The organism is Allobosea sp. GW822-FHT03F07 (assembly GCF_058801345.1).
The window spans coordinates 56486-78258 of record NZ_JBXAND010000004.1 but is presented as its reverse complement, the minus strand read 5'-3'; the positions used below and the strand labels follow the sequence as shown (position 1 = coordinate 78258).

Sequence of the window (21773 nt, the reverse complement as noted above, 5' to 3'; positions counted from 1 at the left end):
GACGAACCCGAGCATGACGGCCAAGGCGGTCCGCCTTCCATGAAGATCACCATCCTCGGCTCCGGCGACGCCTTCGGCTCCGGCGGGCGCTTCAACACCTGCCTGCATGTCGAGGCCGGAGCTGGGCGCCTGCTGCTGGATTGCGGCGCCTCGAGCATGGTCGCGCTGAACCAGGCAGGGGTCGAGCGCAACGGGCTCTCGACGCTGCTCTTCACGCATTTCCATGGCGATCATTTCGGCGGCCTGCCGGCCTTCCTGCTCGACGCGCAATTCGTCTCGCGACGAACTCAACCGCTGACGATCGCCGGGCCTTCCGGCATCGAGCATCGTGCGCTGCACGCGCTCGAAGCGGATTTTCCGGGCTCGTCGACCAATCGCTGGCGCTTCCCCGTCACCTATGTCGAGGTGACGCCGGAACAGCCGGCGACGCTCGCGGGCATCGATGTCAGCGCCTTCCCAATGGTGCATGACGAGCGCGCCGGCCCCTGCCAGGGCTACCGGCTCGACCATAACGGCAAGGTCTTCGCCTTCTCCGGCGACACCGCCTGGACGGATACGTTGATCCCGCTCGCTGCCGGTGCCGATGTGCTGCTGGTCGAGTGCTACGCCTACGACATCAAGCTCGCCAACCATCTCGACTACCGGACGCTGGCGGCGCACAGGGCCGAACTCGACACGGCACGAATCGTGCTGACCCATATGGGCATGAACATGCTGGCACATAACGCCACCCTGCCCGCAGAACGGGCCCATGACGGCATGACGATCGAACTATGACGGCGTACACTGCCCCCGCCATCGAACTCTCAGGCATCTCCAAGCGGTTCGGGCCGGTCCAGGCCAATCGCGACGTCTCCCTGTCAGTCGCGGCAGGCTCGATCCACGGCATCGTCGGCGAGAACGGAGCCGGCAAATCAACGCTGATGTCGATCCTCTACGGCTTCTACGAAGCTGATGCCGGAGCGATACGCATCGGTGGCAGCGAACGCCTGATACGCACGCCTGCGGACGCGATCGGCTGCGGCATCGGGATGGTGCATCAGCACTTCATGCTGGTGGAAACGCTGAGCGTCGTCGAGAACGTCGTGCTCGGAGCCGAAGGCGGCGCCTTCCTCAAGGGCGGGCTCACCCGCGCGCGCGCCGAGCTTTCGCGCCTGGCTGCCGATTACGGCCTCGTCATCGATCCCGATGCGATCGTCGGCGATCTCTCGGTCGGCCTCCAGCAGCGCGTCGAGATCCTGAAGGCGCTCTATCGCGGCGCGCAGATCCTGATCCTCGACGAACCGACCGCAGTCCTGACGCCGCCCGAGGCCGACCAGCTCTTTGCCCTGCTGCGGGCGCTGCGCGCCCAGGGCAAGACCGTGATCATGATCACGCACAAGCTGCGCGAGATCATGGAGGTGACGGACCGCGTCTCGGTGATGCGGCGCGGCGAGATGGTCGCGCATCTTTCCACCGCCGAAACATCGCCGCCCGAACTCGCCGAGGCGATGGTCGGCCGCCGCGTGCTGCTCCGGGTCGAGAAGGAGCCAAGACAGCGGGGCGCGAAGGTTCTGGAAGCTGTCGGGCTCGACCTCGTCGATGCGCGCGGCGTCGCGCTCCTGAACAGCGTCGATCTGACGCTCCATGAAGGCGAGATCGTCGGGATCGCCGGCGTCGCCGGCAACGGACAGAGCGAATTGCTCGAAGTGCTCGCCGGCCTCGCCACACCTTCGCGCGGGGTTGTCAGGCTGGAGGGAAACATCCTCTTTGGCGCCGATCGCAACCCGGCGAGACTGCGCAAGCTCGGCGTGATGCACATCCCCGAGGACCGCCACCGCACCGGCCTCGTCACCGCCTTTCCCGCCGCGGAGAACGCCATTCTCGGCTATCAGGACGATCCTGCATTCGGTCCCGGCCCCTTCCTGTCGCCGGCGACGATCACGGAGCATGCGCGAGAAATCTTCGCCGCCTATGACGTGCGCCCGCCCGATCCCGGCCTGAAGACGGCGAAATTCTCCGGCGGCAACCAGCAGAAGATCGTGCTCTCCCGCGAGATCGAGCGCTCGCCCAAGGTTCTGCTCGTCGGCCAGCCGACCCGCGGTGTCGATATCGGCGCGATCGAGTTCATTCACCGACGCCTGATCGCGCTGCGCGATGCCGGCGTCGCGATCCTGCTCGTCTCGGTCGAGCTGGACGAGGTGATGGCACTGTCCGACCGCATCCTCGCCATGTGCGGCGGACGGATCACCGGCGAGCGCAAGGCCGATACGGCGGACGAGCGCGATCTCGGGCTGCTGATGGCGGGCGTGGCGGGAGAGGCGGCGTGATGGGTCTACATGCCTCATGTGAGTCCGGCCCTTCTCTGCCCCCTGGTGGGGGAGAGACAGAGAGGGGGGGCGGCCCGCCTGGTGATCGCTCACCCGGTCGATCGCCCCCCACCCCAACCCCTCCCCACCAGGGAGAGGGGCTCCCGCGCCCTTGTGACACGGACATCGCGCAGTGAGCGCCGCTCCCATCGAACTCCCGCGCTGGGCCGATACTGCGCTCGTGCCGCTCGTCTCGGTCGCAGCGGCGCTCTTCGTTGCAGGCCTCGTCGTGCTCGGGATCGGCGAGAGCCCGCTCGAGGCGACGGCGCTGCTGCTGCACGGGGCGCTCGGCACGGCCGAGGGCATCAGCTTCACGCTCTACTACACCACGAACTTCATCTTCACCGGCCTCGCCGTCGCGGTCGCTTTCCATGCCGGGCTGTTCAATATCGGCGGCGAGGGGCAGGCTGCGGTGGCGGGCATCTTCGTCGCGCTGGCCTGCCTCTGGCTCGCGCCTCTGCCAGGCGTCCTGCTCGTGCCGCTGGCGGTGCTGGCCGCGGCGGGCGGCGGCGCTCTCTACGGGTTCATTCCGGGCTGGCTGCAGGCGACGCGCGGCAGCCATGTCGTCATCACCACCATCATGTTCAATTTCCTGGCGGCGACGCTGACCGTCTATCTTCTGGTCGAGGTCATGGGGAAGCGGGGCTCGATGGCGCCTGAAACTCCGGAATTCGCCGCCCATGCCATCCTGACGCCGATGCACAGGCTGCTCGCGCCGCTCGGTCTCAAACTCCCGGCGACGCCGCTGAACTCGGCCTTCCTGCTGGCAATCGCTGCCCTCGTCGCGGTCTGGGCGCTGATCTTCCGCTCGCGGCTGGGCTATGCGATCCGCACCGTCGGCGCCAATCCGAAAGCCGCAGCCTATGCCGGCATCTCGCCCGCCCGCATCACCATGGTCGCGATGGCGATCTCGGGCGCGCTGGCCGGCGGGCTCGCCGTCAACGAGGTGATGGGCGTGCAGCACCGGCTGCTGCTCGATTTCACAGCCGGCTACGGTTTCGTCGGCATCGCGGTCGCGCTGATGGGGCGTGGCCATCCCGTCGGCGTCGCGCTCGCGGCGCTGCTCTTCGGCGTGCTCTACCAGGGCGGCGCGGAACTCTCCTTCGACAAGCCGAGCATCACCCGCGACATGGTCGTGGTCATCGGCGGCGTCGTCATCCTCTTCGCCGGGGCACTGGACGGGCTGTTCCGACGCATCGTCGCGAGCGGGCTGCGACTCGGACGCGGAGCCTAGCGATGGAGTGGATCGCCACCTTCGCCGTCGTCGTCGACTCCGCGATCCGGCTGTCGGTGCCGCTGCTCTGTGCGGCCATGGCCGGGCTCTGGTCGGAGCGCGCCGGCGTCGTCGATATCGGCCTCGAGGGCAAGATGCTGATCGCGGCCTTCGCCTCGGCGGTCGCTGCCTATCATACAGGCTCGGCCTGGGCCGGGCTCGGCGCCGGCATTCTGGCCTCGATCAGCCTCGCGCTGGTGCATGGCTTCGCTGCCATCACCTGGCGCGGCAACCAGATCGTCTCCGGCGTCGCCATCAATATGCTGGCGGCGGGGCTGACCGTGATCCTCGGCAATGCCTGGTTCGGGCAGGGCGGGAGGACGCCGACACTGGAGAGCGCGGCACGCTTCGGCGACATCGCCCTGCCCTTCGCCGCGACGCTGCGCGCGCATGTTCCCGGGCTCGGCCTGCTCTATGACGAGGTCGTATCGGGCCATGCCGCGCCGGCCTATCTCGCCTTGCTCGCCGTCGTCACGACCGCGCTGGTGCTCAAGCGAACCCGCTTCGGCCTGCGCCTGCGCGCCGTCGGCGAGAACCCGGCGGCGGTCGACACGGCCGGCATCTCGGTCACGGCGCTGCGCTATGGCGCGGTCGTGATCTGCGGCGCGCTCTGCGGGCTGGGCGGAACCTATCTCGCCATCTCGCAATCGGCCGGCTTCCTGCCGCACATGACCGCCGGCAAGGGTTTCATCGCGCTGGCTGCAGTGATCTTCGCGAATTGGCGAGCCTGGCCGGCGTTCTGGGCCTGCCTGCTCTTCGGCGGGCTCGACGCGGTCGCGATCCGACTCCAGGGCGTCGCGCTGCCCGGCATCGGGCAGGTTCCGGTGCAGGCGATCCAGGCGCTGCCCTATCTGATGACGGTGATCCTGCTCGCCGGATTCATCGGCAAGTCGACGCCGCCCAAGGCCTCGGGCCTACCCTATGTGAAGGAGCGCTGAGCGCGATGAGTGAGGCGGCGGTCGATTTCGAGGCCCTGTTCGCGGCGGCTGTGCGCGTGCAACCCCTCGCCTATGTGCCCTATTCACGCTTCAGGGTCGGCGCCGCGATCCTGGCCGATGACGGCCTCGTCTACCCCGGCTGCAATGTCGAGAACGCCGCCTACCCGTCCGGCAGTTGCGCCGAGCAGGGCGCAATCTCGGCCATGATCGCGGGCGGGGGCCGCCGCATCATGGCCATCCTCGTGGTTGGAGACGGCGACGTTCTCGTCACGCCCTGCGGCGCCTGCCGCCAGCGCATCCGCGAATTCGCCGGCCCGGAGACGCCCGTGGCGATCGCCGGCCCCGGCGGCATCCGGCAGATGTTTTCGCTGTCGGAGCTGTTGCCAGCCTCCTTCGGACCAGACAATTTGCGCCGGTGATTTGCGGCTCTCCCGTGTTCGAAAAGATTTCCGTCATCCCGGACGCAGCGAAGCGCAGATCCGGGATCCATGCCGGAGCGCTTGCCGGAAAGGTTCAGGCATGGGTCCCGGGTCTCCCTGCGGTCGCCCGGGATGACCCCGCGTTTGAACTTGCGTCCCAACTCGGACGACCGGACGAAATGGCATGATCGAAGACCCATTCGCTAGAGCTGCCGCGGTCCTCGCCGAGCATGGCGCGACGAGCCCGATCGACTGCGCCATCGTGCTCGGGACCGGGCTCGGCGGGCTCGCCGACCAACTCGGCGATGCGATCCGGATTCCCTACGCCGTCATTCCCGGTTTTCCGGCCGGGGCGGTGTCCGGCCATGCGCGGCAAATCTGCATCGGCCGGCTCGAAGGCAAGACCGTGCTGATCTTCCAGGGCCGGGCGCATTATTACGAAGGCGGCGATGCGGCCGTGATGCGGGTGCCGCTCGGCATGCTCTCCGCACTCGGCTCGCCGCCGCTGATCCTGACCAATGCGGCCGGCTCCCTGAAGCCTGAGATGCCGCCCGGCAGCATGGCCTTGATCACCGACCATATCAATTTCAACGGGCCAAACCCGCTCGTTGGCGATGGCGGCGACGGCCGCTTCGTGCCGATGGTCGACGCCTATGATCCGGGTTTGCGCGCGGCATTGAAGTCCGCCGCCGCCGCTGAAAAGCTCTCGCTCGGCGAGGGCGTCTATATGTGGTTCTCGGGTCCCAGCTTCGAGACGCCGGCCGAAATCCGCATGGCGCAGGTGATGGGCGCCGATCTGGTGGGCATGTCGACCGTGCCCGAGGTCATCCTGGCGCGGCGCCATGGACTGCGTGTCGCCGGGCTCTCGGTGGTCACCAATATGGGCGCCGGGCTCCATGGCGGGGCGCCCCATCACGGCGAGACCAAGGATGTCGCCAGCGCCGCTGCCACCGATCTCGCGCGGCTGCTGCGCGCTTTCCTGAGGGCGCTGTGATGACGGCCACCGACGCACAGATGGCGGCACGCGCGCTGGCGCTGCTCGACCTGACCGATCTTTCCGATAGTGCCGACGAGGCGGGGCTCGCTGCGCTCTGCGCCAAGGCGGTCTCGACGCCCGGTCCGGTCGCGGCGATCTGCATCTGGCCGCGCTTCGTCGCCAAGGCTCGTGCGATCCTGGGGGACAGCCCAGTCAAGATCGCGACTGTCGTCAACTTTCCGAGCGGAGACGCCTCCATTCGCGAGGTCGAGCAGGAGGTAGACGAGGCGCTCAACGCGCGAGCGGATGAAATCGATCTGGTGATGCCATGGAAGGCGTTCCTCGACCGCGATCCTCAGCGAGCGCGCCTCATGATCAAAACGATCCGAAGCCATCGCGGCAACGGGGCAATGTTGAAGGTTATCCTCGAAACCGGCGAGTATCCCGATCTCGACCGCGTCCGCGAGGCGTCTGAACTCGCCATCGCGGCCGGCGCCGACTTCATCAAGACCTCGACCGGCAAGACCGCGCATTCCGCCAGCCTGCCTGCGGCACGGACGATGCTGGAAGTCATCGCGAAGGCGGATCGTCCGGTCGGGTTGAAGCCCTCCGGCGGCATCCGCAGCCTGGCTGATGCGGCGGGCTATCTCGCGCTCGCCGACGAGATCATGGGGCCTGGCTGGGCGAAGCCGGAAACTTTCCGCTTCGGCGCGAGCGGCCTGCATCAGGTGCTGGTGGATACGATCACTGGCGGCACGGCGCGACAGGCGAGCGGACCCTACTGACATGAAGCTGACGCAGGAAATCATTGCCGCCAAGCGTGATGGCGGCGAGTTGCCCGATGCCGATATCCGCCAGTTCGTCGCCGGCATCGCCGACGGCTCCGTGAGCGAGGGCCAGGCCGCGGCCTTCGCCATGGCGATCTTCTTCCGCGACATGAGCGTGCGCGAACGGGTCGCACTGACGCTGGCGATGCGGGATTCCGGTACGGTGCTGAACTGGGACGACCTGCCCGGTCCGGCGCTGGACAAGCACTCGACCGGCGGCGTCGGCGACACCGTCAGCCTGCCGCTGGCGGCGGCGGTCGCGGCCTGCGGCGGCTATGTGCCGATGATCTCCGGGCGCGGTCTCGGCCATACCGGCGGCACCCTCGACAAGCTCGACGCCGTGCCGGGCTATGTGACGCAGCCGGACAACGCCCTGTTCCGCAAAGTGGTGAAGGCCGAAGGTTGCGCCATCATCGGCCAGACCGCCGATCTCGCTCCCGCCGACAAGCGGCTCTACGCCATCCGCGACGTCACCGCGACGGTCGAGACCATTCCGCTGCTGACCTCCTCGATCCTGTCGAAGAAGCTCGCGGCCGGGCTGCACGGACTGGTGATGGACGTGAAGTACGGCTCGGGCGCCTTCCTGCCGGAGTACCGCAAGGGGCTGGCGCTGGCCGATGCCCTGGTCGGCGTCGCCAATGGCGCCGGCTTGCCGACCACGGCGCTGATGACCGACATGGACGAACCGCTCGCGACCAGCGCCGGCAATGCGCTCGAAGTCGCCTACGCGCTCGACCATCTCACCGGCAAGCGGCGCGAGTCGCGCTTCCACGAGGTCACGGTCGCGCTGGCAGCCGAGATGCTGCTGCTCGGCAAGCTCGCCGCCGACATCGATGATGCGAAGGCCAAGATCGAAGCCGCCTTCGCCGGCGGCGCGGCAGCCGAGCGCTTCGCCCGGATGATCGTCGCGCTGGGTGGCCCCTTGGACCTGCTGGAGCGGCCCGATAAGCATCTCGCCGCCGCGCCGATCGCCCGGCCGGTCTTTCCGGAGACATCCGGTATCGTGCAGGCCATCGACACGCGCGGCGTCGGGCAGGCCGTCGTGGCGCTCGGCGGCGGGCGCACGCGGCCGCAGGACCCGATCGACCACGCCGTGGGCATCGTCGCACTGGCCGGCGTCGGCGACACTGTGGGGGGCGATCGCCCGCTCGGCATCGTCCATGCCCGCGACGAGGCCGGCTTCGCCATGGCGCAGAGGCGCTTGCGCGAGGCCTATCGGCTGGGAGAGGGTGCGCCGGAACGCGGCGTACTGATCGCGGAACGCATCACGGAGAGTTCGCACGCATGAGTCTGCTTCTGGCGATGACCGGCTGGCATGTCGAGGATTGGCGCGCGCGCTTCAAGGCGCTGCTGCCGGACATGCCGATCGTGATACTGGGCGAGCCGTTCGACCGGCGCTCGGTGCATTACGTCGCGAGCTGGAAGCATCCCGAAGGCAGCCTCGCCGGCCTGCCGAACCTCGCGGCGGTGTTCTCGCTCGGCGCCGGCGTCGATCATCTCTTCGCCGATAGCCGCCTGCCCGACGTGCCGATCGCACGCGTGGTCGATCCCGACCTGACGACGCGGATGAGCGAATACATCGTCCTGCACTGCCTGCGCTATCTGCGCCAGCAGCCGCGCTACGACCGCCAGCAGGTCGAGAAGAGCTGGGACGACGACCGCAACCAGCCTGCGGCGCGCTCGGTGCGCGTCGGCATCATGGGGCTGGGCGAGCTCGGGCAGGACGCCGCGCGCAAGCTCCAGGTCATGGGCTTCAATGTGGCCGGCTGGAGCCGCTCGCCGAAGACGATCGAGGGGCTCGCGACCTTTGCCGGCACGGAGGGCATGACTCCCTTCCTCGCCCGCACCGACATCCTCGTCAGCCTGCTGCCGCTGACGCCGGAGACGCGCGGCACCATCAACGCGACACTGCTCGCCGGCCTCGCGCAGGATGGACGCCTCGGCGGGCCGTTCCTGATCAATGCCGGTCGCGGCGGGCTCCAGGTCGAGGCCGACATCCTGGCGGCGCTCGACGCCGGCACGCTGAAGGGTGCGACGCTGGACGTGTTCGAGACCGAGCCTTTGCCGGTGGAATCGCGCCTCTGGAGCCATCCCGCCGTCACGGTGACGCCGCACAACGCGGCGATGTCGGAGCCCGAGGCGATCGCGACGCTGATCGCCGCGCAGGTCCGAAGGCTCGAAGCCGGCCAGCCGCTGGAACATGGGGTGGACCCGGCACGAGGCTATTGAACGGGACGGGGCGCCTTTCGTCACCCAAGGGTCACAGGGCTGTCGTCGCGCTGAAATCGAGGCCGGGCAATCGGGGATGTCCTTTCCCCAGCCCGGAGCGTCCCATGCGCCTCTCCTTCGCCGCAGCGCTGCTGCTTTCCTCGACCCTGCTCGCCGGCGCGCAGGACGCGCAGAAGGCGTTTCCAGCCAAGCTCCTCGGCCATGCCCTGTTGCCGGCCAACACCATGGTCGCTCCACCCACAGACGCGCCGGACGATCTGAAAGTCTCCGGCAAGTTCGTCACGCCGGGCAAGCGCAATGAGGCGGTCGGGACGGTCGTGGGCACGTCGGGCGGGCGCCCGACCGGTCTCTCGACGCCGTTTCAGGGCCAGCCGGTCCAGGGCTTCTCGGGCATCCGTTCGCTCGGCAATGGCGAGTTCCTCGTGCTGACGGACAACGGCTTCGGAGCCAAGGCGAATTCGCCCGACGCGATGCTGTATTTCCACCGCCTCAAGGCCGATTTCGTCGGCGGCAAGATCGAGCGCCTCGCCACCACCTTCCTGCACGACCCCGACAAGAAGGTGCCCTTCCGCATCGCCAACGAAGGCACCGCCCAGCGCTACCTGACCGGCTCGGATTTCGACCCGGAATCGATCCAGCCGATCGGCGGCAAGTTCTGGATCGGTGACGAGTTCGGCCCCTATCTCGTCCGCGTCGACGCGAACGGCAAGGTCGAGGCCGTGTTCGAGACGCTCGTCGACGGCAAGCCCGCTCGCTCGCCCGACCACTATGCCGTGACCACGCCCGGCGCTCCCAACCTGCCGGTCGACTTCAACGTCCGCCGCTCCAAGGGCTATGAGGGCATGGCGCAGTCGCCGGACGGGCGCTTCCTCTATCCGCTGCTGGAAGGCCCGCTGTGGAACGCCGAGACCAAGGGCAACGAAGAGGTCGACGGCCGGGAGGTGCTGCGTATCCTCGAATTCGACGTCGCCGCCGAGAAATGGACCGGCCGCTCCTGGTTCTTCCCGCTCGAGCAGAAGGGCAACGCGATTGGCGACTTCAACATGATCGACGCGACGACGGCGCTGATCATCGAGCGCGACAACGGCGAAGGCACCGCCGACAAGGCCTGCGCCGCCGGGCAGAGAGGCCCCGACTGCTTCCACGACCTCGCCAAGTTCAAGCGTGTCGTGAAGATCGAAATGACCGACGCCAATGTGGGCAAGCCTGTCCGCAAGATCGGCTTCATCGACCTGATGAAGATCGCCGATCCCGACGGCAAGGCGAAGCAGGGCGCCATCGACGGCGTGCTTCCCTTCCCCTTCTTCACCATCGAGAACGTCGATGTCGTGGACCGCGCCAACGGCATCATCGTCGTCGGCAACGACAACAACCTGCCCTTCTCCTCCTCGCGCGATCCGAAGAAGGCTGACGACAGCGAACTCGTGCTGCTGTCGGTCAAGGAGCTGCTCGAGGCGAAGTGAGCCTAGCGAACTTCCGTCTCCAAAGTCATCGGCAAGTCAGCCTGCAAGATTGAGGAGTCGATCGCAAGTCATGGCCGGCACCTTTCCGGCCATTCCCATTTGGGAAGGTTGGCCTTGAACGGCCGTTTGCACATAATTACATTATTCGATGCCAAGCGCATGTTGCGTGAGGCGTAGTGGTTTGGATGATCGGTACTCATGGAGGTGATCATGTTGACCGCGAATACGAACAGCAAACGGCCACAGGACTTCTTCAACCTGATCCTTGCCGCGTGCCTGTTCATCTCCCCCTGGCTCTTCGGCTTCGTGAGCCAGATTCCGCCCACGCGAAATGCCTGGATCGTCGCCGCGGCGCTCGCCCTGATGGCCTCCGCGGCGCTCTCGGTCTTCGCAGAATGGGAGGAATGGGTGAACCTGCTCCTCGGCCTCTGGTTGATGGTGGCCCCGTGGATGCTCGGCTTTACCGGCAGCCTCTACGCGTTCTGGACCCATATGATCTTGGGTATCCTGACCGCGGCGGTATCAGCCTGGGCGGTCTGGGACTATCGGCACGAGCCGCATGCAACGGCCTGATCAGGCCGCCATGTGACGCGAAATCTGCGACCCGCCGCTGCGAAGCGGCGGGTTTTGTTGCGGCCAGCACCTAGCCTCGCAACGCGCCTGGGCCCGGCACCGCCCCGGCCGGGCATTTGCCCGAAATGATCATGCCCAGAACCTCGTCCTGGGTGACGTCGCTGGTCCGGGCCGTGCCGACGACGCGGCCGTTCTTCATCACGCTGACGCGGTCGGCGAGGTCGAAGACATCATGCAGATCGTGACTGATCAGGAAGATGCCGATGCCCTGCTTCTTGAGTTCGAGGATGAGTTCGGCGACCTGCCGGGTCTCGGCCGGGCCGAGCGCCGCCGTCGGCTCGTCCATGATCAGCACGCGAGCGTTGAAATAGATCGCGCGGGCGATCGCGACCGACTGACGCTGGCCGCCGGAGAGCGCCTTCACCGGCTCCTTGAAGCGCCGGAAATGCGGGTTGAGCCGACCCATCACCTTGCGGGTCTCGGCTTCCATGGCGGAATCGTCGAGCGTGCGCCAGGGCGTCAGCAACTCACGCCCGAGGAAGATGTTGGCGGCGGCGTCGACATTGTCGGCGAGCGCGAGGGTCTGGTAGATCGTCTCGATGCCATGACGCTTGGCGTCGCGCGGGCTTGCGATGGAGACCGGCTCGCCATTGACCCGGATCTCGCCGGAATCGGCCTGGTAGGCGCCTGACAGGATCTTGATCAGCGTCGACTTGCCGGCGCCGTTATGCCCGAGCAGGCCGACGACCTCGCCCGGATTGAGATCGACGCTGACCGCATCGACGGCCTTGATGCCGCCGAAGGCAATCGAGATGTCGCGCATCTCGACGAGCGGGCTGGTCATGTCCATAGCGCTCACCCCAGCCGCTTGCGGTAGAGGCCGTCGAGCCACACCGCGACCACCAGCACGAGGCCGACGACGATGTTCTGCAACGGCGTGTCGACACCGATCAGCACCATGCCCGATTGCAGCGACTGCATCACCAGCGCGCCGAGCATCGCGCCTGCGATGGTGCCGACGCCGCCCGCCAACGAAGTGCCGCCGATGACGGCGGCGGCGATGACGTAGAGTTCGTCGAGCGCGCCGGCGGAATTCGTCGCCGCGTTCAGCCGCGCCGTCGCGATGCAGGCGGAGATGCCGACCAGCATGCCCATCAGCCCATAGACCAGCATCAGCACCTTGCGGGTGTTGACGCCCGAAAGCTGCGCCGCCTCGGGGTTGCCGCCGATGGCGAAGACATAGCGGCCGAACCGCAGCCGCGTCGTCAGGAAGGTGATGACGACGCCGACCGCCAGCGCCAGCAGAACCGGCACGGCCAGCCCATGGCCGATCACCAGCCCGCCCTCTGGCCAAACCTCCCCACGCGCCTCGGTCAGGCGGCGAGCGATGCCGGCCGGCAGCGCATAGGCATTGGCGACCAGCACGGTCGCGACGACCGCACCGCAACCCAGCGCCGCGATGGCGAACTCGGCCCAGAGCGGGCGCAGCGAGAAGCCGAAACGGCGGCGCCGGCGGCGCGCGGCAATGCTGGCCACGGCGATGGCGGCGCAGATCGCCAGGCCGATCGCCCAGGAGGCGCTGGTGCCGATCGCGCCCTCGATGCCGCCGCCGAGCCGGCGGAAACGCGAATCCATCGGTGCGATGGTCTGGCCTTGCGTGACCCACCAGGCCGCGCCGCGCCAGACCAGGAGTCCGCCCAGCGTGACGATGAAGGAGGGGATGGCGAGGAAGGCGATCAGCGCGCCCTGCATGAGGCCGATGAGCCCCCCGAGCGCGACGGCAGCCGCGAGGCTGACGATCCAGGTCGCAGGATGCTCGAACCCCCACAGCTCCGGGAGCAGCCTGACCTGAATCAGCCCGACGACCATGCCGACGAAGCCGAGCATCGAGCCGACCGAGAGGTCGATGTTGCGGGTCACGATGACCAGCACCATGCCGCAGGCCATCACCGATATCGAGGCGGACTGGACCAGCAGGTTCCACAGGTTGCGCGGCGTCAGGAAGGCGCCGCCGGACAACCAGTTGAAGCCGAGCCAGATCACCGCCAAGGCCGCGACCATGCCGATCATGCGCGGATCGAACTCGATCTCGCGCAGATGATCGGCGAGGCTACGCGAGCCCGGGCTGCCTGCGCCCAGGCTCGTATCGCCCTGCACCGGCTTGGCCGGGGCCGGCGCGATCTCAGTCACAGGCCTTGACCTTGCCGGCCGCGACACCCTGGCACACCGCCGATTTCGGCGCCCAGCCGGCATCGATCACGACATTGAGGTTGTCCCGCGTCACCGGCACGGGCTTGAGGAACAGGGCCGTCATCGGCTGCTTGGCCGGGCCCTGGTTCCAGCTCGCCGCGCCCGCGACCTCCGTCAGCTTGGCGCCGCCGGCGAGCTTGACCGCGATCTCGGCGGCGTTGCGTCCGAGCTCGCGCGCATCCTTCCAGATCGTCACCGTCTGCGTGCCGAGCGCGATCCGGTTCAGCGCGGCGCGGTCGGCGTCCTGTCCGGAAACCGGGACCGAGCCGGCCAGTCCCTGCGCGGCCATGGCGGCGATGGCGCCGCCGGCCGTGCCGTCATTGGCGGCGACGACCGCATCGACCTTGTTGGCATTGCGCGTCAGGATCTGCTCCATGTTCTTCTGGGCATTGGCCGGCAGCCAGCCATCGGTCGAGGCCTCGCCGACATTCTTGATCTTGCCGCTGTCGAGCGCCGGTTTCAGCACCTCGATCGAGCCCTGATAGAGGAAGCCGGCATTGGGATCGGCCGACGAGCCCTTGATAAAGACGTAGTTGCCCTCGGGCTTGGCCTTGACGATCTCGCGCGCCATCATGCGTCCGACCTCGACATTGTCGAAGGTCAGGTAGAAGGCCTGCGGGATTTCGATCAGCCGATCATAACCGACCACCGCGATGCCCTCGTCGACCGCCTTCTGGACGGCGGGGCGGATCGCCTGGGCGTCCTGTGCCAGCACGATCAAGGCCTTGGCGCCACGCGCAATCAGGCTTTCGACATCGGTGAGCTGCTTGGCCGGCGACGACTGCGCGTCGGCGGAGAGATAGGTGCCGCCGGCCTTCTCGATCGCGGCCTTGATCGCGGCCTCGTCGGTCTTCCAGCGTTCCTCCTGGAAATTCGACCAGCTCACGCCGATGACCGGACCCTTGGCCTGGCCCAGAGCAGGCATTGAACTTCCCGACGCCGCGAAGGCGACGCCGGCTGCAAGCAAGATCTGTCTGAACATGGCGATCTCCCGCGTTTCCTCTGGCCCTGCGCTCTCTTCTGGGATCGCATGGTGAGCGTCCGGAGCGCCTACGCATGGGAGGTGAGCCTATCGCGGGGGAAGCGTCAAGCGACCCGCCTGTCGGGGGAGTCGCAGAGATCATTGAGCAGGCAGCGGCCGCATTCCGGCCTGAGCGCCTTGCAGGTGTACCGGCCATGCAGGATCAGCCAGTGATGGGCGTGGCGGCCGAATTCAGCAGGTATCGCCTTCTCCAGACCGAGTTCGACCTCGAGCACGTTCTTGCCCGGCGCGATGCGCAGGCGGTTGGAGACACGGAAGACGTGGGTGTCAACGGCGTGGGTGATCTCGCCGAAGGCGATGTTGAGCACGACATTGGCCGTCTTGCGGCCGACACCGGGCAGGCTTTCGAGCTCGGCCCGCGTCGTCGGCACCTGCCCGCCGAACTCCGCGATCAGCTTCTCGCAAAGCGCCATCACATTCTTCGCCTTGGTGCGGAACAGGCCGATCGTCTTGATGTACTCGCGAACCCTCTCCTCGCCGAGGGCCAGCATCTTCTCCGGCGTGTCTGCGATGACGAAGAGCGGACGCGTTGCCTTGTTGACGCCGGCATCGGTCGCCTGCGCGGACAGTACCACCGCGACCAGCAGCGTGAAGGCGTTGACGGATTCGAGCTCGCCCTTGGGCTCGGGATTGGCCGCCTGGAAGCGCGTGAAGATCTCGCGCACCTCCGCGGCGCTGCGGGCGCGCGGCTTCGTGATCCGCGCTTTCGGCGTGGCGCGGCGCGGGCGGCTGTTCTCTTGCGTCATGGCGGCGTTATAGTTGGCGCATGGACCTCGGCAAGTGCGCTTCAGAGCTGCGCGATTCAGGAGTGCCGGATGAAGACGTCTCGGCCGCTGCCGAGCGCCCGGTCTTCGACGCCACCATCACCCCGCATCGCTCGCTCGGCCAGAACGGCTTCCGCATCGTGATGACGCTGGTCTGCCTTGCCAGCATCGTCTCCTCGATTCCCTTCGTCGTGCTCGGCGCCTGGCCGGTCGCCGGCTTCTTCGGCCTCGACGTGGTCGCGCTGTTCATCGCCTTCCACGTCAATTTCCGCCATGCGCGCGCCTTCGAGCGCATCGTCGTGACGCCCCTCGAAGTGCTGCTGCGCAAGGTCTCGCATCATGGCCGCGAGGCCGTGTGGCGCTCCAACCCGGCGTGGACGAGGCTGGAGCGGCAGACCGACGAGGATTACGGTCTGCTCGCGCTGAACCTGGTCTCGCGCGGGCGGAGCGTGGCGGTCGCCGGCGCGCTCTCGCCGGGCGAGCGCGAAGGCTTTGCGGAAGCGCTCGGCTCGGCGCTGGCCAAGGCAAGGCGTGGACCCGACTACGGAGCCGCCTGAGGTTCTTGCGCGCCGCTGACACCGCCACGCCATCCTGCCAGCTTTCGGGTGGAGTCGCTGCGCCAGCACACCTAGTTTCGCATCATGACAGACGATGCGAAGGTGACAGCGATGACCGCTCATATCCAGAAGCTCGGCGTGATGACGCCGACCCGTTTTTCCAACGCCGTGTTGGCGCGCGCGACCGAGGCGATTCCGGCCGCGGCCGACTTTCCCTCGATGGCGCCGGGCTCCGATTACGATACGGTGCGGCGCATCCTCGCCTACATCACCGAGAACTGGCGGGCACAGCCGACGATCGAGGCGATCGCGGAGGCGGCCGGCGCGACGCCGACCGATGTCCACCATCTCTTCCGACGCTGGTGCGGGCTGACGCCCAAGGCCTTCCTGCAGGCGATCACGCTCGATCATGCCAAGGGCCTGCTCGGCGCCTCGGCCAGCGTACTCGACACAGCGCTCGAGGTCGGCCTCTCCGGGCCGGGCCGCCTGCACGATCTCTTCGTGACGCATGAGGCGATGTCGCCGGGCGAGTGGAAAGCCGGCGGCGAGGGGCTCGCGCTCTCCTACGGCTTCCACCCCTCTCCCTTCGGCGAGGCGCTGATCGTCGCCACGGAGCGCGGCCTCGCCGGGCTCGGCTGGGTGTCTGATGGGCTCGACGGCGGCAAGGTCGTCGGCGGCCGGGCCGAGGCGCTCGCCGATATGATGCGGCGCTGGCCCCATGCCGATTACCGCTTCGATCCGCAGGCGACGGCTCCCTATGCTGCGCGCATCTTCGATCCGAAGGCCTGGTCGGCGCAGACGCCACTGCGCGTCGTGCTGATCGGCACCGATTTCGAGGTCAGGGTCTGGGAGACGCTGCTGCGCATCCCGGTCGGCCGCGCCACGACCTATGGCGACGTCGCCTGCCATATCGGCAAGCCCACCGCATCGCGTGCCGTCGGCATGGCGGTCGGCAAGAACCCGATCTCCTTCGTGGTGCCCTGCCACCGCGTCATCGGAAAATCCGGGGCACTGACGGGTTACCACTGGGGCCTGACGCGCAAGCGCGCGATCCTGGGCTGGGAGGCCGGGCAGACGGCCGCCGCCTGAACCGCTGCGCTCAGCCCTTCAGATACATGTCCCAGCAGGGCGAGAGCGCGATGCGCTTTCGCCCGCGGAGCGCCGGTTCGAAATGCTGGAGGATCGCGTCGCGCGCGGTGGTCGGCGGACATTTCGGCGCGAGGATCGCGTCGGTGCGGGACAGTTCCGCCAGCGTCTCCGGTGCGAGCGCGGGCGTGCTGCGGCCCGGATCCATGCCGATCGGCACATGGCGCGGCGGCGTCCGGTCGAGCAGGCGGTTGAAGGGATCGACGAAGTCGAGCGTCAGGAAGCCGTTGAGCGTGCGGCCATTGGCGGCTTCCCAGGCCCGGATCGCGTCGAGGCCCTGCCGGACCTCGAGCAGCCAGGTCGCCTGATAGTCGATCTCGGAATAGAGGATGTAGGAGGGCGGCAGGTCGCGCCGGGCGAGTTCGCGATAGCTCGCCTGCTGGGTGGCGTAATGCTCCAGCATTCCGGCTGCGCGCGCCACCATGTCGGCCTTGAGGCTGACCCGGCCGAGCGGGCCGAGCTCGGGCAGATCGAGCGCGACATGGCCGGTCATTCCCAGCACGGCGCGAACGCTGCGCTCGACGAAGATCACGGCGCTGGGCAGGGCGGTGGCGAGCGCCAGCACCAGGACGATCGGCTTCAGTGAGTCCTGCCGATTGCGCCAGTCGAGCAGGACCAGCAGCAGGATCGGCCAGAGTCCGATATATTCGAGCGAGCCGGTATTCTGCGTCTCGAAGAAAGTCAGCGCGACGAGGGCGGCTGCGAGCCAACCCATCGGTGAATCAGCGAGCGCGCGCAGGCCCCGGAGGTTCGGCGCCACGCCCTCGCGCCAGGCCACCAGCGCTAGGACGCCGAGCAGCAGCAGGCAGGGCCCGACGACGTTGAACTTGACCGACGCCACGGTCAGGAAGCGCGGCAGCAGCGCCCCGGTGTTGAGCGCGAGAAGAGCCAGGATGTCGGCGATGTAAGCGCGCACCAGCCCGGTCGCGAGATCGACGACGCCAAGGGCGGCCAGCACCAATACCGCCGCCATCGCCGCGTCGCGCTGGCGCAGACGACCGGCGAGGACGGCATAGCCGACCAGCATCGAACCCGTCACCGCGCCCGTGATCTTGACGAGGAACAGCACGAGCATCAGTGCCGCGACCAGCCCGGTCGCCAGGCGCCGATCCCGGGCGAAGTGCAGCGTCGCGATCAGCAGGTAGAGCAGCAGCGCGACATGGCGGTTGTAGTGCCCGTAGCCGTCGAAGCCAGGCATCGGGTAGAGGCTGTGGAGGTTGATGGGCAACGATGCGAACAGCAGGAAGGGCAGCAGCAGCGCGAAGGCCATCGGCCGCGAACGGGCGGCGACATGGCCGCACAGCAGGGCGGCTACCGGCAGCAGCACGGGCAGCACCGCCCAGTTGGCCAGCAGCATCGGCTGGGCGCGCGGGAACAACGCATCGAGCCACGCCGCGCCGTAATAGCCGAACGGGCCGACCGGCGCGAAGAAGTCGAGGCTCGGAACCTGCCCCATGCGGATGCGCTGGATCGTGTCGAGATAAACCGCTGTATCCCACGCGTTCGGGCCGAGCGGCAGGCGCAGCGGGAGGCTGAGGGCCGCTGCCGCCGCGAGCGCGAAGGCCGCGATCCAGAAGGCAGGCGTGCGCGCGAGACGGGTCAGCCGGGCAGAAAGCCCCTGCGGCGCGGCGAGTGGCGCACCGAGATCCCCAACCGACATGGCGCGCCTCCGAATTCTTCGAGCGAGCGCCGAGCCTGCCGGATAATCGTTACCCCGAGCCTGCGCCGATCTTCGAAAAGCCGAGGTTTCGGACGGCAGTCCAGGCAAATCCCTGAAACTGGTTTCCGGGCTGGGTTAATCGCCTGCGATCTCCGCGAAGCGTTCGGGCAGCGCGAAGCCATGCCGCAGCGGGTCGTCCGGCTCGATGACGAAGGCGCCCTCGCCGGCGAAATGGCCGATGCCGCCGACCGCGACCGTGACGGCGCCGGGAGCCGGGGCAGGCACTTCACCCAGCACACGGCCGGTGAAGGTTCCGCCGGTGATGCTGCGGAAGCTCCGCGTCCGCCCCGGCGGGACCAACCCCTTGGCATGGTCCAGCGCCATGCGGGCGGTGACGCCCGAGCCCGTCGGCGAACGGTCGATCTGGCGCTCGGCGAAGATGCAGAGATTGAAGCTGGTCTCGTCCGGACCGGCTTCGTCGGTGACGATCGTGCCATAGAGGAAGCCGAGATCGGGTTCGGTCGGATGCGTGATCGCGAGCGTTGCGCGGACCCTGTCGGTGAGTGCGGCCGCCGCATCGGTCACCGCCGAGACGGGGCTCTCGATGAGATCGAGGCCGAAGCGGGAGGCCGGCAGGATGCAGTAGAAGGCGCCGCCATAGGCGATGTCGGTGGTGATCGACCCGAAGCCCGGCACATCGACGACCAGATCCCGTGCGAAGACGAAGGCCGGGACGCTCTCGAAGACGACGCTCCCGACCTTGCCGCCGCTGACCGAACATTCCAGCCGCAGGAGACCGCAGGGCGCCTCGATGGCGAAGCGGGTGACCGGCTCGACGGCCGGCACGAGCCCGTGCTCGATGGCATAGCGGCCGAGCGCGATCGTCGCGTGGCCGCACATGGTCGAATAGCCCTCGTTATGCGTGAACAGCACGCCGAAGGCTGCTTCCGGATGCGTCGAAGCGACCGGGATCACGCCATACATGCCGGCATGGCCGCGCGGTTCAAGCATCATCGCGCGGCGCAGATGATCGTGATTCTCGCGCGCATCGCGGCGCTTTTCGAGGATCGTCGCGCCCTTCAGGACAGGATAGCCCGCGGTCACGATGCGGACCGGCTCGCCGCAGGTGTGATAGTCGAGATAGCTCAGGCGCATGGTCGCGTTCCGGTGGTCATCAAATGGGTGTCATGTCGCGAGCCGCCGCGGTGGATCGCAGCCGGCTCTGGTGCAGCTATCGGCCGCCGCGGCACAGGCGAAGGCGAGCGCCGCCTGGAGATCGTCGTGCGTCACAGTCTTGAAGCCTGCACCGAGCCGGCCGCGTGCGGCCAGAACCGCGATGAAGCCGCCGATGAAGGTATCCCCCGCCCCGACCGTATCGGCCACGACGACAGGCTGGGCGGTCGCGGTGACAGGATCGCCTGGACCAAAGCAGATGGCGCCATCCGGCCCCTTCGTCACCAACACGAGCGTTGCGCCGAGCGACTGCCAGCGCCGGGCGATCTCAGCCGGCTCCTCCGCCGGAAAGAGCCAGGCGAGGTCGTCGAGGCTCGCCTTGACGATGTCGGCCTGCGCGATGCGCGCCTCGATCAGGGGTAGTGCCCGCTCGTGCACCGGCAACACGGAAGGGCGGATGTTGACGTCGTAACTGACAGTCGCGCCTTGTGCCCGGGCGCTCGCGGCCAGCGTCGCCACCGCCTCGACCGAGGCCCCGGCGGTCGCGCCGAAGGAGGCGGCGTGGAGATGGCGGGCTTCCGGCGGCATGCACCGCGTCGTGCCGTCCGGATCGTCATGAGCCGTGCCTTCGAGGTGCAGGGCGAATTCCGGCACGCCGCCCGGGCCGAGCGGCGAGACGATCGCGACCGCGCTCGGCCAGGCGCTGTCATGGATCAGCGCCGTGCCGATACCCTCCGTTATCAGAGCGGTGCGGAAACGCCGACCGAGGGCATCGCTCGAGAGCGCCCCGGCATAGGCCGGCTTCGCACCGAAGCGGGCGAGCGCCAGCGCCGCGTTGAAGCCGGAGCCGCCCAGCACGGCCTCATAGTGCCGTCCCTCGGCGTCGCGCGGGATGAAATCGCCGATCGCCTCGCCGACAACGAGGATGTCGGCTGCGCTCACAGCAGGCCGCGCTTCGCCAGGCTGCGCATCAGATGCGAAGCGCCGAAGGTCCAGGGCTCGCATTCGGAGGTCGAACGCATGCGGTTGACCAGGGCGCCGAGCTCGGGTGCCGCGATGGTGACGACGTCGCCATATCTGTGGGTAAAGCCGCCGCCGGGCGTGTCGCGATCCTTGATCGGCGCGAACATGGTGCCGAGATAGAGCGCCGCGCCGTCCGGATACTGGTGATGCGGGCCGATCATCTGGCCGGCGAGATCGGCCGGATCGCGGCTGATCTTCGCGATCGAGGACGATCCTTCGAGCGTGAAGCCGTCCTCGCCCTCGACGGTCAGTGACACCGTGGTCTTGCGGATGTGGTCGAGCGTGAAGCCTGCATCGAACAGGCGGATGAAGGGGCCGACGGCCGCCGCTGCATTGTTGTCCTTGGCCTTGCCGAGCAAAAGCGCCGAGCGCCCCTCGACATCGCGCAGATTGACGTCGTTGCCGAGCGTGGCGCCGACGATGCGACCGTCAGAGGCGACGACCAGCACGATCTCGGGCTCGGGGTTGTTCCAGGTCGAGGCCGGATGCAGGCCGGCATCGAAGCCGGTGCCGACCGAGGACATCGGCGGGGCCTTGGTGAAGATCTCGGCGTCTGGCCCGATGCCGACTTCGAGATACTGGCTCCAGGCGCCCTGCTTGATCAGCACGTCCTTGAGATGCATCGCCTCGGGCGAGCCGGGCTTCAGCTTCGAGAGATCGTCGCCGATCAGCTTTCCGATCTCCTCGCGGATCGTCGCGGCGGCGGCCGGGTTGCCGCGCGCCTTCTCCTCGATCACGCGCTCCAGCATCGAGACGGCGAAGGTGACGCCGGCCGCCTTCACCGCCTGCAGGTCGAGGGGGGAGAGCAGCCAGGGCTGGCCGGGATCGCGGCCGTCGACCGGCGTGTTCGCCAAGATGTCCGCGAGCGTCCCGACCGGTTCGCCCTGCGCCGCGCGCAGTGCGGCAGCCGGGTCCTTCGCCTCGCAGAGATCGCGGCTGGTGGGGAAGGCGCGGGTGACGTCCAAGAGCACGCCGTCGCGCAGGGTGACGACCGCAGGGCCGGCGACATCCGGCCGCCAGACGCGACCGAGCAGCGCGGCACCGGCGGCATCCTTCGGTAGGGTCTGGTCTGGCGTGAGAGAGATGCGCGGCATGGCGGCTATCCGTCGGAA

The 21773-nt window shown here is 68.0% G+C and carries 21 protein-coding genes; 13 read left to right on the top strand and 8 right to left on the bottom strand.

Annotated features, from left to right (window positions below):
• Positions 1 to 39: 39 nt before the first annotated feature.
• The 11 genes from AC1RMY_RS14200 (at position 40) to AC1RMY_RS14150 (ending at position 11046) form a co-directional block, all read left to right on the top strand.
• Positions 40 to 777 (top strand): MBL fold metallo-hydrolase, encoded by a 738-nt coding sequence (locus tag AC1RMY_RS14200; protein WP_492865457.1) that lies wholly within the window; start codon positions 40 to 42, stop codon positions 775 to 777.
• The gene (locus tag AC1RMY_RS14195; RefSeq protein ID WP_492865455.1) at positions 774 to 2309 is read left to right on the top strand and encodes an ABC transporter ATP-binding protein; all 1536 of its coding nucleotides are present in this window, start codon (positions 774 to 776) and stop codon (positions 2307 to 2309) included. The genes AC1RMY_RS14200 and AC1RMY_RS14195 overlap by 4 nt, the downstream gene beginning before the upstream one ends.
• A gap of 172 nt (positions 2310 to 2481) precedes the next feature.
• A complete protein-coding gene (locus AC1RMY_RS14190) occupies positions 2482 to 3582 on the top strand; it encodes an ABC transporter permease (protein ID WP_492865453.1) in 1101 nt (366 codons plus the stop codon).
• Between the two features lie 2 nt (positions 3583 to 3584).
• Positions 3585 to 4559 carry an ABC transporter permease gene (locus AC1RMY_RS14185; RefSeq protein ID WP_492865451.1) on the top strand — a complete coding sequence of 325 codons (975 nt, stop codon included), beginning with the start codon at positions 3585 to 3587 and terminating at the stop codon, positions 4557 to 4559.
• Positions 4560 to 4564: 5 nt separating this feature from the next.
• Positions 4565 to 4978, top strand: coding sequence for a cytidine deaminase (locus AC1RMY_RS14180; RefSeq protein ID WP_492865449.1), 414 nt, complete (start codon positions 4565 to 4567; stop codon positions 4976 to 4978).
• Positions 4979 to 5162: 184 nt separating this feature from the next.
• Entirely contained in the window at positions 5163 to 5972 is an 810-nt protein-coding gene (locus tag AC1RMY_RS14175; RefSeq protein ID WP_492865447.1) for a purine-nucleoside phosphorylase, read from the top strand.
• Complete coding sequence (gene deoC / locus AC1RMY_RS14170; RefSeq protein ID WP_492865445.1) at positions 5972 to 6739, top strand: deoxyribose-phosphate aldolase; 768 nt, start codon at positions 5972 to 5974, stop codon at positions 6737 to 6739. Before AC1RMY_RS14175 ends, deoC begins: the two co-directional genes overlap by 1 nt.
• A 1-nt stretch (position 6740) precedes the next feature.
• The gene (gene deoA, locus AC1RMY_RS14165; RefSeq protein ID WP_492865443.1) at positions 6741 to 8069 is read left to right on the top strand and encodes a thymidine phosphorylase; all 1329 of its coding nucleotides are present in this window, start codon (positions 6741 to 6743) and stop codon (positions 8067 to 8069) included.
• A complete protein-coding gene (locus AC1RMY_RS14160; RefSeq protein ID WP_492865441.1) occupies positions 8066 to 9010 on the top strand; it encodes a 2-hydroxyacid dehydrogenase in 945 nt (314 codons plus the stop codon). The genes deoA and AC1RMY_RS14160 overlap by 4 nt, the downstream gene beginning before the upstream one ends.
• 104 nt (positions 9011 to 9114) lie before the next feature.
• Positions 9115 to 10473 (top strand): esterase-like activity of phytase family protein, encoded by a 1359-nt coding sequence (locus AC1RMY_RS14155; RefSeq protein ID WP_492865439.1) that lies wholly within the window; start codon positions 9115 to 9117, stop codon positions 10471 to 10473.
• 210 nt (positions 10474 to 10683) lie between these two features.
• Positions 10684 to 11046: an SPW repeat protein gene (locus AC1RMY_RS14150; protein ID WP_492865437.1), complete on the top strand. Its 363-nt coding sequence runs from the start codon at positions 10684 to 10686 to the stop codon at positions 11044 to 11046.
• A gap of 70 nt (positions 11047 to 11116) precedes the next feature.
• On the opposite strand, the gene AC1RMY_RS14145 is transcribed toward AC1RMY_RS14150, so the two are convergent.
• From AC1RMY_RS14145 to nth, 4 genes are all read right to left on the bottom strand, one after another.
• Positions 11117 to 11896 (bottom strand): ATP-binding cassette domain-containing protein, encoded by a 780-nt coding sequence (locus AC1RMY_RS14145; protein ID WP_492865435.1) that lies wholly within the window; start codon positions 11894 to 11896, stop codon positions 11117 to 11119.
• 5 nt (positions 11897 to 11901) lie between these two features.
• Positions 11902 to 13299 (bottom strand): sugar ABC transporter permease, encoded by a 1398-nt coding sequence (locus tag AC1RMY_RS14140; protein WP_492865433.1) that lies wholly within the window; start codon positions 13297 to 13299, stop codon positions 11902 to 11904.
• A complete protein-coding gene (gene xylF / locus AC1RMY_RS14135) occupies positions 13229 to 14221 on the bottom strand; it encodes a D-xylose ABC transporter substrate-binding protein (protein ID WP_492865963.1) in 993 nt (330 codons plus the stop codon). Before xylF ends, AC1RMY_RS14140 begins: the two co-directional genes overlap by 71 nt.
• Before the next feature lie 161 nt (positions 14222 to 14382).
• Positions 14383 to 15084 carry an endonuclease III gene (nth, locus tag AC1RMY_RS14130; RefSeq protein WP_492865431.1) on the bottom strand — a complete coding sequence of 234 codons (702 nt, stop codon included), beginning with the start codon at positions 15082 to 15084 and terminating at the stop codon, positions 14383 to 14385.
• A gap of 62 nt (positions 15085 to 15146) precedes the next feature.
• On the opposite strand from nth, the gene AC1RMY_RS14125 reads away from it, so the two are divergent.
• Positions 15147 to 15659: a DUF2244 domain-containing protein gene (locus AC1RMY_RS14125; RefSeq protein WP_492865429.1), complete on the top strand. Its 513-nt coding sequence runs from the start codon at positions 15147 to 15149 to the stop codon at positions 15657 to 15659.
• A gap of 219 nt (positions 15660 to 15878) precedes the next feature.
• Entirely contained in the window at positions 15879 to 16748 is an 870-nt protein-coding gene (locus AC1RMY_RS14120) for a methylated-DNA--[protein]-cysteine S-methyltransferase (RefSeq protein WP_492865961.1), read from the top strand.
• 10 nt (positions 16749 to 16758) lie between these two features.
• Here AC1RMY_RS14120 and AC1RMY_RS14115 read toward each other — a convergent pair whose 3' ends face one another.
• The 4 genes from AC1RMY_RS14115 to AC1RMY_RS14100 form a co-directional block, all read right to left on the bottom strand.
• Positions 16759 to 18465: a hypothetical protein gene (locus tag AC1RMY_RS14115; RefSeq protein ID WP_492865427.1), complete on the bottom strand. Its 1707-nt coding sequence runs from the start codon at positions 18463 to 18465 to the stop codon at positions 16759 to 16761.
• Between the two features lie 135 nt (positions 18466 to 18600).
• Positions 18601 to 19620, bottom strand: coding sequence for a proline racemase family protein (locus AC1RMY_RS14110; protein WP_492865425.1), 1020 nt, complete (start codon positions 19618 to 19620; stop codon positions 18601 to 18603).
• A 30-nt stretch (positions 19621 to 19650) separates the two neighbouring features.
• A complete protein-coding gene (locus AC1RMY_RS14105) occupies positions 19651 to 20580 on the bottom strand; it encodes a PfkB family carbohydrate kinase (protein ID WP_492865423.1) in 930 nt (309 codons plus the stop codon).
• Positions 20577 to 21755: a fumarylacetoacetate hydrolase family protein gene (locus tag AC1RMY_RS14100; RefSeq protein ID WP_492865421.1), complete on the bottom strand. Its 1179-nt coding sequence runs from the start codon at positions 21753 to 21755 to the stop codon at positions 20577 to 20579. The genes AC1RMY_RS14105 and AC1RMY_RS14100 overlap by 4 nt, the downstream gene beginning before the upstream one ends.
• Between the last annotated feature and the right edge of the window lie 18 nt (positions 21756 to 21773).